An 18,462-nucleotide genomic window follows, 5' to 3' on the forward strand; every position below is an offset into this window, starting at 1 on the left:
TGAGACAGGTGGCCAGTAATCAAAACTATCAGTTCACATTAACAATTAAACATACGGACTATATTGTCAGGGATCACCGGGTGCATGGCACCCGGATTATACCCGGTGTCACATTTTTAGATATGATATACCGTATGGCGCTGAGCAAAGGTTTGCCTATTGAAGAACTCGAGTGTCAGAATATTTTGTATTTGGAACCTGTAGCAACATCGGATACCTTTGACAGAGAAATCCGCATCCGTTTTCAGGGATTGGAACAGGGATGGGAAATTCAGGCGAAGAGCAGAAAAGTAAAAGATGACTGCATTCTGGATGAAAGCTGGGATGAGAATATGAACTGCAGGCTCATGCCGAAAATCCCGGAAAGCATGAGTTCAATCAATATTGATGAAATCAAACATGCCTCCGTCCGTGAAGCCGATATGGAGATATGTTATGACTATTTAAAAAAGGTCGATATAGAACATTTTGAATTTATGAAGAGTCTGGGGAAGGTTTATGCGTCTGACCATTCTGTACTTGCAGAGTTGACGCTCAGCCAAATTGCCAATCAATATACCGGCTATTTTCAATTGCATCCCACTTTTCTTGATGCGTCTACCATCATATCGATCCTTTATCAGGCATGTCCCGAATATTTTACTCAAGGATCTCCGGCAAGCCGGATGAAAACGTATATTCCCATTCATATTGAATCTTTCCGTATGACGAAGCGCCTGGAAGACAGGTGTTATGTGTACATAGAGAAGCAAGACCAAAATCATGATTCAGGGGATGTCATCCAAGTAAGTTACGGTTTGTACGATGCACACGGGGAGATGATCGCTTATTTTACGCGGCTGTCTGTGAAACATATTCGCTCAAAAGATTTAATTGAAAACCTGAAGCAGACTCGTTTGGAAACTGAAGCGGCTTCTCAGCCAAAAGACAGCCTGATCAGAAAAGATTCAATCATAAATCGAAGCGAAAGCATCGAGACACACCTTAAAGAATTAATATCCGGGGTTTCAAATATAGATCTGCGTGACATAAGGACAGACATTGGTTTTTATGAACAGGGCCTGGATTCAGCTTCTTTGCTTGCCATTGTCAAAGAACTTGAAAACAAAACAGGGGAACAGCTGTATCCTACACTCCTGTTTGAGCAGAAAACGATCCGGGAACTCGCCGCGTATATTAAAGAAAATCAAAAAATGTCCAGTTATTTCTTAACGCGAAATCTACCGGCTGAAAAGCCTGACTTGAAAGAAAGTAAGAACGAAAATCTTTCCGCTCTTATAACAGAAGGAGACATTCAGCAGCTGATCGCAGATATCAAAGGGACTGCTCCTGAAACACTCTCTGTTGTAAAAGGTTTTTATGAACAAGGCCTCGATTCCGTAACACTTATGCAAGCCGTAAAGGCATTGGAAGAGAAAACAGGCAGGGAACTGTACCCTACTTTATTGTTTGAGTATCCGACGATTCAAAAACTTGCAAATTATTTTGCAGAGAGCGGCGAAAAGACTTCCGTTGACAAAGACCTCCCTCTTCATCATGGAGAGAATCATACGGCTCTGACCTATTTAACGCCGCATTGGAGACAAAAGGCTGCCGCTTGGGACCCGAATTGCGGAAATAAAAAGAAAAGAACATGCCTGCTGTTTCAATATGACAGAGAGCTTTTTCATTTTATGCGGGAAAATGCTGAAAATGGATTCGAAAATACACAGATCATTCTCGTTTTATCAGGGAATCGTTTCTCCTATCACGGAGACGGTGTTTATGAGATAGATCACAGGGAGGAAGCTCACTTTGACAGGCTTGCAGCTGATCTGAAAAAAAGGGGGCAAATGCCCGACACCGTGGTTTACGGGTGGCCGGAAGGGTCATTTGCCGGCCCGGAAAAAATAAGTGAACAGCTTTCTAAGGGGGCTTACCCGCTATTCTTTTTCAGTCGGGCATTGATGCGCAGCAAGGCGGAAAAAAAGGTTGTATCGCTTTTCCTTTATCCAGCGGACCATAAAAATGATCAGCCGCTTTACGCTTCAGTCCATGGCGCAGGGCAGTCTATTTTGCTTGAGAACCCGAAACTGGCCCTTAAGACAATCGGGATATCAGTTTCAGACAAGTCATCGTTGCCGGAACTTACAGCTGAAATCATCAGAGTCGAATCTACGGAAGCGCATCCGGGAGAAACCGATCTTTATTATGAAAGAAATGTGCGCTGGGTCCGAGCCTTACGGGAAGCGGAACCGGCTCCAAACTCAGATTTCTCCTTTAAAGAAAACGGAGTATACATGATTACAGGAGGGGCCGGCGGCTTAGGCCTTATATTTGCAGAACATATCGCAGCCCAAACGAAAGCCAATATTATTTTAGCGGGCCGTTCTGAACTTACGGAAGACAAAAAGAACAAAATCAGCCGAATGAAAGCAGGCGGTTCTTCGGTTCAATATATAAGAGGTGATTTTTCAGATAGCCGCGATGCAGAGCGAATCATAAAAACCATTAAAAGGCAATTCGGAGAAATCAACGGTGTGATACACAGTGCCGGTGTGACGCACGACGCTTTATTGATTCAAAAATCAAAAGATGAAATTCAGGAAGTGATCGCTCCGAAAATAAATGGGACGGTCTTATTGGACAGCTTGCTGCAAACCGAACCTTTGGACTTCTTTGTGATGTTTTCATCAAGCAGCTCGATGTACGGGAATATCGGACAGACGGATTACGCATTGGCCAACCGGTTCATTGATCTTTTCGCTGAGTGGCGTGAAGGAATGAGGCGGAAAAAAGAACGCTCCGGCGTCTCAGTAGCCATCGGCTGGCCGCTATGGGAAGACGGCGGCATGAAAGTGGATAAACAAACTGAAAAATGGATGAAACAAAAAATCGGTATGGTTCCCCTTAGTAAAACCAATGGGATCAAAGCTTTTCAAGATTCACTCTCTCTGAATGCATCACAGCTGATAGTGTTTGAAGGTGACAAAGAAAAATTGGAATCTGCACTTCAAGATACCTTCATGGAGGATGAAAGCCATGAGATCCAAATAAATGAAACAGCTGATACAAGGCATGAGGACATTGCCATTATCGGATTAAGCGGGAAGTATCCGATGGCTGAAGACTTATCTCAATTTTGGGAGAATTTAAAGAGCGGAAAAGATTGTATTACAGAAATCCCGCCTGACCGCTGGAATATGGATGATTTCTTCAGCGAAGACAGAGATATGAAAGGGAAGTCTTACAGCAAGTGGGGAGGTTTTATCAGCGGAGCCGATCAATTTGATCCGCTTTTCTTTCATATTTCCCCAAGGGAAGCAGAACTTATGGATCCCCAGGAAAGGCTCTTTTTAGAAACGGCCAAAAATTGTTTTGAAGACTCAGGGTACCCGAGAAACATGCTGGAAAAGATGAAAGTCGGTGTATTTGTCGGTGCAATGTGGGGCCAATATCAACTATTTGAAGGGGAAGAAAATGGAGTGGCTTTCTCGCCGGCTTCCGTCTATTCTTCAATAGCCAATCGGGTGTCTTATTATTTTCATTTAAAAGGTCCGAGTTTGGCTCTGGATACAATGTGCTCTTCATCACTGACCTCTATTCATTACGCATGCCAAAGCATACATTGCGGAGAGAGCGATATGGCATTAGCCGGCGGAGTGAATTTGTCAATACATCCGAATAAATATAAGTTCCTCAGCATGGGACAGTTTCTATCAAGTGACGGCAGATGCCGGAGTTTTGGAAAAGACGGAAGCGGTTATGTTCCCGGTGAGGGAGTCGGAGCCGTATTGTTAAAACCATTGAAAAAAGCAATAGAAGATCAAGATCAAATATACGGTGTGATTAAGGGAAGCGCCGTTAACCACGGAGGAAAGACGAGCGGATATTCCATACCGAATCCGGATGCGCAGGCGGAGGTCATTTCAGAAGCGCTTCGTAAAGCTGACGTTGATCCGAATACCGTCAATTATATTGAAGCGCATGGAACAGGGACGTCATTAGGCGATCCGATTGAAATTCAAGGACTGAAAGATTCCTATCAATTGAACCATCCTTGCGCCATCGGTTCGGTGAAATCAAATATCGGACATTTAGAATCTGCGGCAGGAATCGCTGCGGTAACGAAAGTGCTTCTCCAAATGAAGAATAAGCAGCTTGTTCCTTCTCTGCACTCCGATATTGTTAATCCGTTTATAGATTTTGATCAGGTTCCTTTTCAAGTGCAGCGGAAAGCGGCTGAATGGAATATTCCGCAAAACAGCAATGCTGTTCATCCTTTGAGAGCCGGGGTAAGCGCTTTTGGGGCAGGAGGGACAAACGCGCATCTTATATTGGAAGCGTATGAGCCGCCAAAAGCTTTTGATCATCAAAGCGGCCGAGTGATCTTTGTTTTATCGGCTCAAGACAAACAACGGCTGATAAAATATGCAAAGGTTATGGCTGATTTTCTATCAGAAAATGAATCGAAGGATAACAATCATAAACTGCGTCTTCAGGATATTGCCTATACACTTCAGACGGGACGCGATCATATGGAAGAACGGCTGGCGATAGTGGCAGATTCCGGGCAGGTCATTGCTGAAGAGCTTTCAGCTTATATCAGGGGTGAAAAAAGCAGCTTGAGCCATACCGGTCATACATTCGAATCAGAAGTTCACAATGAAATGCCTCACGTTTGTTCAGATTACGCCGAAGCAGCATCCAAATGGGTAAATGGAAGAAAGATAGATTGGGAGACTTTTGAGGTGAATCGGAATGCTCGCAGGATTTCTATTCCGGGACAACCGCTGATCAAACAGCGGTATTGGATAGCGGAAAAAGGGGATGCACTTGTTTCAGCGGATGTGAGTAAGCCGGGTCACCCTTTCTTGGGGAGTAACACGTCCGATTTTAATCAGTTCAGTTTCACGAAAAAAATCAGCCGTAATCATCCGTTTGCACTAAGTCTGTCTGAAGGAAACGTGTCCTTTTTCCCTTATGCATCTTTGGCTGAAATGGCTATCGTCAATGCAGCGGAGGCATTTGGACAACCAGTTCATACATTAACTGATTTACTGTGGACCGAAAGCATGAACGGAATGACTGATATACGGGAACTGATGATTACGCTGACGCCTGAGCGCGACTTTGCGCGATTTGACATATATGCAAACACAAAAAGTGAGAATAAAGTACGTCTTGCCAGGGGAAATGCGCATATTGTTAAGCCTGAAAGCGGTATGCTTCCTGAAGCGCTTGATATTGCTGAAATCAAATCAGAAATGACTGAACATTCGGCTGAAGCGCCTTTTGTCATTGAAGCAGCGAAAAACAGTGACGGAATGCTGTCGCTTCATTCATTGCCGGATGAGCTTTATGCAAAAAGAGAGAATTTTACGATCTCTCCTGAAGCGCTTGAGTCCGCGATTCAAGCCAGTGCGTTTTTTGTCAGCGGAGAAACCTTCCCGGAATTGATCGGAATGGGAGCGGCGGATGTCTATCAGCCTCTCGCTCAAAATTTTTATGTCTATACTCAAAAAGAGAACCGGCAGAACAGCCGTGATGTAACGTGTCATATGACATTTACAGATGGAAACGGAAGCATTCTGGCAGAGTGCAGAGATGTGAGATTCAGGTATGGTCATGAAAAAGATACTGTTCAGACGGACGATGAACTCATTCGTCTCCTGCGTCAATTGGAAACCAATGATATTGATCAGAAGGCTGTATTGAAACAATTAATGGGGGAAGAATGATGAACGGAAAACGTGAACAAATCAGCGATATTCTTGATCTGATTCAAACAGGACAAATGTCGGCTGACGAAGGCTATGCCCGTGTGACATCCATTCAGAATCAAAAATCACGGGCATCGAACCATCCGCTTTTTTATTACAAGCCGGAATGGACAGAATCGTTCATTCCGAATAAGAAGAGCGTATCCTTGACGGGATTGCTCCTGATTTTTGCAGAAAATGAACGGCAAATACAAGAATTGAGCGGTTTGTTTAAGGGCTGTACTCTCTTGTTCGTCATCCGCGGAAAAGAATTTGCTGTTTTACATGATGATACGATTTGTATGAACCACGTGAAAAAACACGATTATCTAAAGCTGTTCCGATACATTCATGATCATTATCAGCTGCCCGAAAAGATTCTTCACTTGTGGTCTGATTCTCAGGCTGACATGAGTAAAGGAGGTATACAGAAACAATTGGAAAACGGATTGTTTTCTCTTCTGTATATTACACAGGCGCTGATTGAACTAAAATGGAAAAAGATAATAAAGCTGACGCATATTTTTCAAACTGAGAATAAAGAACAACTGCCGCTGCATCATGCGCTCGGCGGATTGGTGAAAACCGTTCACCAGGAACACCCCAATTTTCACTATCAGATTATCAATATCACGCAATCAGAGGGTACGGGAGCCGCTCTTCCAGCAATAGCGGACATATATCAGAGAGAGTGTGACGAAAAACGGGATATCCATTTTGAAGTGCGCTATGAAAACGGCAGACGTTTTACGAAAAGCTATAATAAAGCCGGCTCATTCGATTTAACTCAGCCGCTGAAACATCATGGTAATTATCTGATTACAGGAGGCCTGGGCGGTCTCGGTTATATTCTGGCAAAACATCTGTCGGAAAAATGGAAAGCGAATCTCATATTAACGGGGCGCTCTGATTTAACTGAAGAGCAGGAGAAAAAGATCGAATATTTAAGAAGTTCAGGTTCAACAGTTGAATATATCCGATCTGATGTTTCAAAACAAAGTGATGCTGAACGGATATTTGCTTTTGCAAAAGAGCAGTTCGGCACCTTACATGGAGTATTTCACAGTGCCGGCGTACTCCGTGACTCTTTTATCTTAAGAAAGACAAAAGAAGAAATTGATCAAGTCACAGGTTCGAAAGTTTATGGCACGCTGTGGCTGGCGGAAGAAATCAAAAAAATGAAAGTTGAATTACTTGTCTTGTTTTCATCCACATCGGCAGTCTTCGGCTCAGCCGGCCAATGTGACTATGCTTTCGCCAATGCCTTTCTGGATCAGTATGCAGCAGTTATGACCGCAAAAGAGTCTGCCGAAAGGGTAGTGTCAGTCAATTGGCCGCTATGGACTTCCGGCGGGATGAATATTGACGATGAAGGAGTATCCTACATGAAACAGGAACTCGGTCTTGACCCGTTAGATGATAGTGACGGAATACAGGCTCTGGAGAACAGCTTGTGTCAATCATCTGAACAGCTGATTGCCCTGAAAGGCCGTAAAGAAAAGATTGAGGATGTGCTGAAGCGTGCCGGCACAATCAGCTTTCATTCAGAGCAGCAGGAAGATGCCGATTTGCAAAACGATGAATTAAGACAAAATATAATCAGTTATCTGAAAAATATAATGTCAGAGGAATTGAAATTACCGGCCTCACTCATAGATGAAAAACAATATCTGGAGAAATACGGCATTGATTCAGTGATGATCATGCGTCTGACCAAAAAGCTGGAGCAAAGTATCGGCAGATTGTCGAAAACATTATTTTTTGAATATCATTCAATATCGCAGTTAGCCGAATATTTCCTGAGTCATCACAGCGAACGAATGATGAAACTGCTGAAACCGGCCGGCAGATCTGAACTTGTTTCATATCAAAAAAAGCAAAAAAGAAAACCAGTGGAAACAAAAGCGCCGGTACGCTCTGAAGGAGAAGGTTCAAAAGAGCATATTGCGGCCGACCCCCTTTCTGCTGATATAGCGATTATCGGTGTCAGCGGCAGATACCCGGGTGCGGAAAACATCAGGGAGTTCCAGAATGTGCTGATGAATGGACGGGATTGCGTAAGCGAAATTCCTGATGACCGGAAGGAAATGCTGGAGGGAAGCTGCTATAAGTGGGGAGGTTTTCTGAAAAATCCAGACCGGTTTGATCCTTTATTTTTCCGGATATCACCGAAAGAAGCGGCTTTTCTTGATCCTCAGGAACGCCTCTTTTTAGAGACAGTGTACAATACCATAGAGGATGCGGGTTATAAACCTTCAGATCTGACCCGCAAAAAGGTCGGAGTATTTGCAGGCGTCACATATGGAAGCTATCAATTTTTCGGCGTTGAAGAATCACTTAAAGGAAATGAACTGGCCGTCGGGTCTCCATTTTCTGCAATAGCAAACAGAATATCATATTTCTTTAACTTTAAGGGACCGAGTATGGCGGTTGATACAATGTGTTCATCCTCTCTTAACGCCATTCACTTAGCCTGTGAAAGTATACGAAGAGGAGAAAGCACCCTTGCTGTTGCGGGCGGGGTCAATCTTACGCTTCATCCGAATAAATATACATTATTAAATCAAAGCCGCTTCTTTGCAAGTGATGGCCGGTGCCGTACATTCGGCGAGGGCGGTGACGGTTATGTACCGGGAGAAGGAGTGGGATCCGTACTTTTAAAGCAGGCGGCGGAAGCGGTAAGGGACGGAGATCATATTTATGCGCTGATTAAAGCGACAGCGGTCAATCACGGAGGGAGAACAAACGGTTTTACGGTTCCTAATCCGAATGGTCAGTCTGAACTGATACAGGACGCGCTTCAGAAAGCTTGTATTGACCCTCGTACAATTAGTTATATTGAAGCTCACGGAACGGGAACTTCTCTGGGAGACCCGATTGAGATCACCGGATTAACAAAAGCGTTTCGGGAATTTACGGAGCACACTCAATATTGTTCAATCGGTTCTGTCAAATCAAATATCGGCCATCTTGAGGCCGCAGCGGGAATTGCCGGTTTGACAAAGGTTCTTTTGCAAATGAAACTGAAAAAACTGTTTCCCTCCATACATGCGGAGACGTTGAATCCAAATATTGATTTTAAAGCATCTCCCTTTTATGTACAGCGGTCATTGCAAGACTGGAAGAAACCGAAACTGCAGGAAAACGGAAAAACAGTAACTGTTCCGAGAAGAGCGGGGATCAGCTCATTCGGAGCCGGAGGAACGAATGTTCATATCATTATAGAAGAATATGAAGAAACAAACGTCTCAACAGAACATGTTGAGAACGAACCGCATATTGTCCTGTTATCTGCCAAAGACAATGAACGTCTTCTTGAGTATGCCGAAAACATGAAAGATTTTATTCAACGTTCACTAAGTACTGAAGTAAAGGATAAACAGCCTGATATGAAAGAAAAGGTGAATGAAGTACTCAAACCGTTTGTTTCGGAATTGCTTCATATCCATCCGGAAGAAATTAATATTGCTGATCACCTGAGTGAATTTGGCGTAGGGCCTTTGGAATTAAGCCGGATGGCGGATTTTATTAACGAAATGTTTCATATTGAACTCACGATGTATGAATTAACTGATTGCGCCTCCATTCAAGCGGTTACTGAATACTTATTGAAGGAATATGCCGGAGCGATAAGAAACATGTTCCCAAATGAAGTGATGGAGGCCGGCCAATCGGAAAGCGTTGTTTTACGGGATCTGGCATACACTACACAATCGGGCAGAGAAGCGATGGAGGCCAGAGCGGCGATTACCGGTACCTCTCTTAAAGAAATGAAAGATAAATTATTTGAGTTTTGCCGCGGTGACAAGCAAGTTCCAGGCGTATATGTTAATCAGCCATCAGCAGATGCATTTGCTGAAAAAATGAAGGCGTTAACGGAAGGCAGAGCAGGTGAATTGTTTGTAAAGACCATTAATGAGAACGGTGAAGAGGAAAAGCTGGCTCAATTATGGGTTTGGGGGGCGGATATCGACTGGAAATCCGTTCATCAACATTTACAGCAGCCGGGTAAACGGATCTCAATTCCGACTTATCCGTTTGCAAAAGAACGTTATTGGGTTCCGTCCAGGACTGAGAAGACAGAGATCCCTCAGCATTCTTTTCAACATCACTTGCAAAAAAAATGGAGGGAGAATCCGTTTGTAAATCCATCCGAAACAAAAGGTTACGGACTAACAGTAGCATTTGTAAATCAAGACACAGAATCAATTGCCCGCACCATTTGTTCGGATATAGATCAGGAGAATCTGATTGTCATAAAACATCACTCTTCATTTATAAAACACTCTGATCAAATGTTTGAGTGTTCTTTATTAGATGAAAACCACGCATACGACGTTATCCGTGAGATCTTCTCGGGCGGTGAGCGGCAGGTCGAAAATATATTTGATTTCTCAGATATCGGAAACCAGAGTGAAAATCAGAACGGCATCCCATATGGTAAATTCTTATTTATACAAGAAATAATTAAGCGGAGTAAAAAGGAAACACCATTATCCATTTTACAAATCACCAATGGCTTGCAGGTATTTAAAGCGGAAAAACCAAAGCTGACGGGGGCGGAATCAGCGGCTTTTCTGAAAGCCCTTTCTGCGGAATACGGCTTTGTTCATGTGAAAACAATAGATATAGACAGCATGAAAGAAACGCATGAGCTGAAACAAATCTTTGAGAATGAAAGGGCGCAATGTACCGGAGAGAATGAAGTATGCTACCGCAGCGGCGTCAGATATGTTCCGTATTTTGAAGAAGAAAGAATCCATACCGGCGGGCCTGTTTCATTTCCTGCGGATAAAGCCATCGTGATTACCGGCGGGACAGGGGGTATTGGCAGAGCAATAGCTGAAGATTTGGTGAAACGGGGAGTGAAAAAACTCGTGCTGACGGGGACGCGTCCATTACCTTTGCGAAGTGAATGGGATCATTTGCTGAAAGAGGGCAGACAGGACGAAAAGACAGTCAGCAATATCAAACTGTTTCAAAGTTTTGAAGAGAAAGGTGTCAACTATCTGTATTACAGCGGTTCTCTCACAAATGAAGAGAAGCTGCGTTCATTCTTTCACCAAGTAAGCCTTGAATTTAAAGATATAAGCGGTGTCATACACTGTGCCGGACTGCACAGCGGCGGAAATCCGGCCTTTATTCATAAAAGAATGAGTGAATTTAAGACGGTGTACGGGCCGAAAGTCACTGGACTTCAGAATTTGGAGCGGATTTTTAATAATAGGCCGCTGGATTTCTTTATTCTATTTTCATCAATTGCTGCACAGTCACCCAAACTGTCGAAAGGAATGACTGATTACGCGTCTGCAAACGCATATATGGACTATTTCGCGGCTTATCATTTTCAAAAGGGGAGAACGTATTTCACGTCCATCAATTGGCCGAGCTGGAAAGAAGTCGGAATGGGTACTGTGACGAGTCCTTTATATGATGAATTGGGATTGGACTCTCTTTCCACACGGGAAGGACTGGCGGTTTTGTATCATGCACTGGAGAGAAAATCGGCCAATATCATTCCTATCGTGAAAAAAGGAACAGTGTTTCATGCAGACAGTCTCCTGAATATCAATAAAACCGGCGGAGCTTCATTTCCAGTGCGAAGACAGGAGACTCCCGACACTTTTGATCGTTCAGAAAGGCTTGTCAGTGAACTTTCTGCCGTATTTGCCGAGGAATTGAGCATTCCCCTTGAAAAGCTTAACCCAAATACGGATTTTCAGGAATACGGTGTGGATTCTATACTTCTTGTCAGCATTATACATCGTATAGAAGCAATGATTCAGAAAAAAATTGACCCTACTGTGCTTCTTGAACACAACACGATTCATGGTCTTGCGGAATATATCGGTAAGACGGCGCCGCCGTTGAAAAAACAAATCGAACAGACTGATTCTCAAAGCAGCAATCAGCATGATATGCAGTCTGTGACGAGCCGAAATACAGAACCGCAGACGGCTTCCTCTGCAAAGATAGCTGTTATCGGAATCGGATGTAAGTTCCCTGGAGCGGCTGATAAAGAGGAATTTTGGGACAATCTGAGAAAAGGGAAGAATCATATTAAAGAAGTACCTGATTCCCGGTGGAATATAGAAGAAAATTACTCTCCGGTGCAGCAAAAGGGAAAAAGCATCAGCAAATGGGGAGGATTTATCAATGGAATCGGCAGCTTTGATCCGGAGTATTTCCGCATGGAAGAGGAGAAAGCCATCCAAACGGACCCGCTGATAAGACATTTCTTAGAAACGAGTGTACAGACTGTACGGGATGCCGGTTATGAAGAAACGGAATTATCGGGAAAAAAAGTCGGCGTATTTGTCGGTTCCAGAATGGGCGGCTACGGTCACAAACTGCCGAAAGAAAGCAGCAGCCACATCGTCGGGCTTAGTCAAAACTTTATTGCTTCACATGTGTCGCATTTCTTTAATTTTCACGGTCCAAGCATGGTTTCTGATACCGCTTGTTCTTCTTCATTAGTCAGCATTCATTTAGCCTGCCAAAGCATAAAAAACGGTGATTCAGAGATGGCGCTGGCAGGAGGGGCGGATCTGCTTTTGGATGAAATTCCTTACCTGATGTTAACAGAAGGAGGAGCTCTTTCGCCGGACGGTCAGTGTTTTACTTTTGATGAAAGGGCAAACGGCTTTGTACCCGGAGAGGGTTTTGGCGCTGTTCTGTTAAAACCGCTCGAGAAAGCGAAAGCGGACGGAGATCGGATATACGGTATCATTGAAGCATCAGCTATTAATAACGACGGTGCGACAATGGGAATTACGACCCCGAATCCTAAGCTTCAAGAGCAGGTTATTCAAGATGCATTTGAAAAAGCCGATATCACTCCCGGATCAGTCAGCTACGTCGAAACTCACGGCACAGGCACGATGATTGGAGATCCGATTGAGCTACAGGCTCTGACAAAAGTATTCCGAAGAGACACAAACAAAACGCAATTTTGCGGAGTAGGAAGTGTAAAAACCAATATCGGACACTTATTAAGCGCTGCCGGAGCGGCAAGTTTCATTAAAGTGATTTTATCAATATGGCATAAGGAAATTCCGCCTACATTGAATTGTGAAACGCCAAATCCCCGCTTTGAATTTGAAAAGTCGCCTTTTTATCCGAATACAGAGCTGAGAAGCTGGAAGGATGGAAAACGGAGGGCGGGCATCAGCGCTTTCGGTTTTGGCGGAACAAACGCCCACCTTTTGGTAAGCGGCCTGGATGATTCATATCATTCCGTCAGAACTCCGCTGCCGCCTGCCGAGTTTGTCAGAAAAGAGTACTGGCCGGATTCAAATCGGAAAAAACAAATCAAACAGAATAAAAAACGGCTTCTTGAAATTATTGATGAAACAGAGTAGCACCTGCTCTGTTTCTTTACTTTGTAAAAGAAGAAAGGTTGTCGAGTTGCATGAGGTTCAGCGTATTAGTCAAACATGACGATTATATTGTTTCAGACCATGTCCTTCATCAAGTGCGTACGATACCCGGCGTAACGTATCTGGATTTAATAACACGATTTTTAGCTGAGAAAGGGATATCCCCCCGAAGTTTTGAAATCAAACATGTTTTATTCCGTGAACCTGTTGCGACGTCAGTCCATTTTGATAAAAAAGTCACCTTCCAGTTTACGGAACAAGAAAACGGCTGGCTTGTTGAAACAACAAGCAGGAAATGGGTCGCTGAAAAGGCGGAAGGTGAAGCGTCAGTCAACTTGCAGGCGGAAATTATAAGAAAAAATGCGATAAACGAAAAGACAATTTCAATCGAAGAATTAAAGAAAGGAGCCGTCCGGATTTCGGATGCTGAATCCGCCTATCGTAATTTGCGCAGGGGCGGCCTGATTCATAAAGATTTTATGAAATTGGAAGGTACGGTATATGAAGGTGAAAATTATATTCTGGGAGAGGTCAGTTTAAGCGGACTTTCAAAAGAATATACAGATGACTTTTACATGCATCCCGCATTTTTGGATGGGTCTCTCAGCTTGTTGGGAATCCTTACATCAGACTTGCCGGATGAAGGAAAAAATGCGTTTATCCCTATATATATTGAGACATTCCGGGCACTGCATAAAACAACTGGGTCTTGTTTTGTGTATATTGATAAAAACAGTATAACGCAGCCGCCTTCTAAAGACATTTTATATGCGGACATAGAAGTATACAGGCCTGATGGAGAGCTTGCTTTTTATTATGAGCGATTCGGTGTGAAAAGAGTCAGAAATGAAAAATCAATACAAAGGCTGGAGCATTCCCAAAAAGCTAAAGAGGTTGGCAGCGCAACGAACAATAAAGAAATGATCAGAAATAATTTGATCCAAGAGATAGCCGGCATGATTGAAAAACCTGCTGAAACAGTGAAGAATGATATTTCCTTTTATGAGATGGGCTTGGATTCTAAACAATTATTAGACTTATCCAAAAAATTAGAACTGATGTTAGATACAAAGCTGTACCCGACTTTATTATTTGATTACTCCACAATCGGTGAATTGACGGAATATCTGCAGGAGAAATACGGAGCTGACATTACAGACTCTATCTCTGATACAGTTTTGCACCAAGACAGTCAAAAAACATTAACAGATGAGCTGTCATCCATTATTGGAGAGGTTACAAACACACCGCCAAATAAAGCGGACAAACACCAATCTTTTTACGAACTGGGTCTTGACTCAAAACAGCTGCTGCATATATCGAAAATGCTCGAGGAAAGATTAGATACACAATTGTATCCGACATTGCTTTTTGATTATAACAATATTCATGATTTAGCGGCTTATTTAGAAGAAAAATATGATGTGCGTAATACACCGGCTGCAGCTTTTAAAGAAAAAACGCAAACGAAAGAGCCGTCTGAAAAGCCGATGCTTGAATCTTTGTATTTACAAAAAGAATGGATTGAGTCGCCATTAAAGTCCGGAGAAGTGTCTAAGGAAAATACTTTGATTTTCGATTTCGACAGTTCATTGAGTGATGAAATCCGCAACTACACCGGCAGTGAAAATGTTATTTATGCGGAAGCCGCCGCTGAATATGAAATGGTAAATGAAAAGCATTATAAATTTAACCCGGAGCAGTCTGCTCATTACACCAGACTGTTAGATGATCTTAAAAAGTCCGGAGCGTTTCCGGCGTCAATCATTCATTACCTGTCAAAAAAAGCTTATACTGAAGCGGCGTTAGACCTGACTCACAGCTTTTATTCAATCCTTTATTTAAGTAAAGCTTTGATCCGTCAAAAAACAAAAGAAAACATCAACATTCTGTACGTACATGACAAGGATCAATATACAAATCCGGTTTACGCCGCGATTGGAGGCTTTTTTAAAACGCTGAATGCGGAGCAGCCGAATATAAAGTGTAAAACGGTTGAGATTTCTTCAAGACAAACCATTGAAAAAGCACCTTTGCTTCTCAATGAATTAAGTGCCGGACATCATCAGGCTGTGAAATATGACGGCGATCAAAAAAGGTGGGTGACAGCATATAGAGACGCTTCGCTGCAAACAGGACAAAAGGCCGCAAAGTTTGCAAAAAACGGGGTGTATCTCATCATCGGAGGGTTAAGCGGCATCGGCTGGATTATTTCAGCGTTTCTTTATGCAAATCACGGAGCCAGCGTTATCATTGCCGGGCGATCGAAAATGACAGCAGACATGGAAGAAAAATTAGACAGCATCCGATATGACGGGGCAAGCATTTCTTATATCCAGGCTGACATGTCAGATAAGCAGCAGGTCATCAAGTTAGCGGAAAAAATTCGTGCTGATTATTCCGAAATCAACGGGGTCATTTACAGTGCAGGCGTGTTAAAAGACTCTCTCATTATGAATAAAACAGACGCGGAAGCTCAAGCGGTGCTGCAATCAAAGGTCAATGGTGTGATTCATTTGGATGAAGCGCTCAGAGATATGCCTTTAGACTTTTTTGTTTTGTTTTCTTCCATCTCCTCAGAAATCGGAAGTCTGGGTCAAGCCGATTATGCCTACGCCAATCGTTTTCTGGAGCATTTTGCCGAGTGGAGGGAATGTATGAGAAAGGCGGGGGGAAGATCAGGAAAAACCATCGCTGTAAATTGGCCTTTCTGGAAAGACGGAGGCATGTCAGTTGATCCCGGCATCCAAGATATTATGAAAAGGGAGTACGGACTTCACCCATTAGAAAATACTGCCGGAATCAAAGCTTTTGAACACTCGCTTCTCGGCCAAGGCCACCAGCTGATCGTGTTATACGGAGAAAAAGAAAAAATACAAAACGATTTCAAGCCGTTATCCGCCCGTTCAGCACCGCCTCTGGTAAGAGATTCAGCGATTGCAGCCGATTTTGATGCTTCGTCAGTCGTTACGGAAGGAGCTGAAAGTCCTTTCCGAATACTCGGCACAGCTTCCAATCGTCATCTCGACGATTATTTGCATTATTGGAGCAGACTGAAGAAAGGAGCCCTTCAGCACAATCAAAGCGATGCCGCAAAAAAACTCATCGCTTTTTACCAGACAGAAGAAACGGAAACCGTTCATTTTCTGGCAAACACAGAAAATGCCCGGCATATGGAGATATTGATGAGCGGTAAGGGCGAAACAATTTTACTGATTTGCGGTTTTGCTACCACTGCTTACATGTGGAAAGAACAAATGAAAGAGTGGGCAGATCAATTTAATGTAATTGTCATACACACACCGGGTTACGGGCTGAGTGAGGGGAGCGCCGATTTTACACTGAGCGGGCTGGCTCAGACTTTTATCGAAGTGCTGAACGAGATAGGGGTTGCGTGGCCGATCCACATTGCGGCAGCTTCTTGGGGAGGCATGATAGGGCAGAGGATAGCCTATGAATACCCTGAAAAAGTAAAAACACTCATTCTTTCCGGAAGTTACACCGAATACGAAGAAGACCCTGAAAGCAGTGTCGAGGAAAAACTGAAAAATGATTTTATAGCTATAGGAAAATCGCATGAATATGAAAGTTTATACAGTAATCAATTTTTAAATGCTTCTATTGAACGTTTTATGAAGATACATCAACAAGAAGGCTATTCTACAACCGGCTTTTTAAAAGACATTCATACAAGAACGCTTATCCTTACGGGTGAGAAGGAAAGCGTAGTTGATCAGAAAGAAACAAAAAGGCTGCAGAAACTGCTGAGCAATGCAGAATTAAAGAAAATTAAGGGAGCGGGGCATCTTCCGAACCTCACACATCCGGAAGAATTTAATAAAGCGGTGTCAGAATTCATCAAGAAATCAGTAAGTAAGTGATGAAAACGATACATACAGTACAGGGGGAGAAAACAATGAAACAAACAATAAGCAATCCGGCATTTGATATGAAACAAATTAACGCTCTTAACAGCCATTATCAGACGATGATAGACAATGGAGATCTGCAATGTGCGAGTTATATGATGTCAAGAGGAGGTGAGGTTTTTGCAGCTGAGTCGTTAGGGGAATTTACCGGCGGACAAAACGAAAAGCAAACATTTCAGCTTGATACAATCAGAGAAATCGGTTCTTTGACAAAAGTGTTTACCGCTGTAGCCGTCATGCAGCTCGTCGAAAAAGGTTTGCTCGATCTGAAAATGCCGGTCAAGCTCATTTTGCCTGCGTTTGATAAACCGGGTTTCGGAGAAATTAAAATTTTGCACCTTTTGACTCATACGGCGGGATTAAGTTTTGAGCTGGATATTCAAAAGGCTGAAGGCATTGACTTAACGAATGAGGAAGAATGGATAAACTATCTGGTCAGTACGCCTTTGGAGTACGGAGTGGATGAAGCATGGAACTATTCCAGAACCGGTTTTGTTATACTTGGCATCATTATTTCAAAAGTAACAGGCGTATCCTACGAACAGTATGTAACAAAGCATATTATTGAAGCGCTCGGATTAGAAAGAACGTATTTTTATGTGCCTGATGCTTTAAAAGAAGAAGTTTGTGTGATCAATGAACACGAGTGCGTACAGCTGGAAAAAAGTCATCACCCGTATTTTCCGAATAAAGCGACAAGCGGTCTGTACTCTTCGTTGCGGGATATTTGGAAGTTGGCTGAAATGTTTAGAAATAAAGGCAGATTGAAAGATAAGAAGCTGCTTGGAAGAAAAACAGTCGAGGCCATGCTGAGAAATCAAATAAAGCCCGGTCTTCCTTTTTACTTCTTCGGAGCGCCCAGAGAGGAAGGCGGCTTTGGTTTAGGCGTTAATTTGTGGCCGGCCGGTGACCATTATTTCATGACAGAAGGCACCTTCTCACATCTTGGAATGGGTTGGTGCGGCATGTTTTCTGATCCAGCCGAAGATTTTACGTATGTATTTTTCACTCCGATTTCCGAGTTTCATCCTCATGCCGTGCTGACGCCGCTGAATATCGTGTGGGCGGGTATTGAATAATTAGACAAAAGCATCGTCCCGTCTGTTCGGCAGGCGGGACGATTGCTAACTGCCCGTTTTTATCCCGCGGCATCTTTTCAAAGCCTGCCCCTAAGTTAAATAACTTAATTTACTCTTTGTAATTTTTTTTAATTATAGTACAGTAGAGTATTTTTATAATACAGTTTAAAGTCTTTTATAGTACAGTTTGGCGCAATATGGTCTTAAGTTTTATAAGCGGTTTCAAAATGAGGTTATAAATAATTGACGGCTTTGTTTAATTACTGTAAACTATGGTTGTTGATCATATTGTACTAATAAAAAATCTTTTTTTATTAGTACAGTTTAAACGTCA

The 18,462-nt window shown here is 43.0% G+C and carries 4 protein-coding genes; all 4 read left to right on the forward strand.

Translation table 11 applies throughout. The annotated features are described in order from the left end of the window. Nucleotides 1-8: 8 nt before the first annotated feature. Genes J6600_RS07375 through J6600_RS07390 form a run of 4 tightly spaced genes read left to right on the forward strand, consistent with a single transcriptional unit; the run spans nt 9 to nt 18,128 of the window. On the forward strand, nt 9-5,720 hold the full coding sequence (locus J6600_RS07375; protein ID WP_209388194.1) for a type I polyketide synthase: 5,712 nt from the start codon (nt 9-11) through the stop codon (nt 5,718-5,720). Beyond that, nucleotides 5,720-13,102: an SDR family NAD(P)-dependent oxidoreductase gene (locus tag J6600_RS07380; RefSeq protein ID WP_209388335.1), complete on the forward strand. Its 7,383-nt coding sequence runs from the start codon at nt 5,720-5,722 to the stop codon at nt 13,100-13,102. The genes J6600_RS07375 and J6600_RS07380 overlap by 1 nt, the downstream gene beginning before the upstream one ends. A gap of 50 nt (nt 13,103-13,152) precedes the next feature. After that, nucleotides 13,153-17,001 (forward strand): alpha/beta fold hydrolase, encoded by a 3,849-nt coding sequence (locus J6600_RS07385; protein WP_209388195.1) that lies wholly within the window; start codon nt 13,153-13,155, stop codon nt 16,999-17,001. 35 nt (nt 17,002-17,036) lie between these two features. Further along, nucleotides 17,037-18,128 (forward strand): serine hydrolase domain-containing protein, encoded by a 1,092-nt coding sequence (locus J6600_RS07390; protein WP_014417648.1) that lies wholly within the window; start codon nt 17,037-17,039, stop codon nt 18,126-18,128. Nucleotides 18,129-18,462: the final 334 nt, after the last annotated feature.

This window comes from Bacillus sp. LJBV19, from assembly GCF_017797845.1.
Lineage (GTDB): Bacteria > Bacillota > Bacilli > Bacillales > Bacillaceae > Bacillus > Bacillus velezensis.

What these genes read in the sequence shown, in the direction of transcription:
- J6600_RS07390 (WP_014417648.1), top strand. Translation starts at nt 17,037, where the DNA reads ATGAAACAAACAATAAGCAATCCGGCATTTGATATGAAACAAATTAAC.
- J6600_RS07385 (WP_209388195.1), top strand. Translation starts at nt 13,153, where the DNA reads ATGAGGTTCAGCGTATTAGTCAAACATGACGATTATATTGTTTCAGAC.
- J6600_RS07380 (WP_209388335.1), top strand. Translation starts at nt 5,720, where the DNA reads ATGAACGGAAAACGTGAACAAATCAGCGATATTCTTGATCTGATTCAA.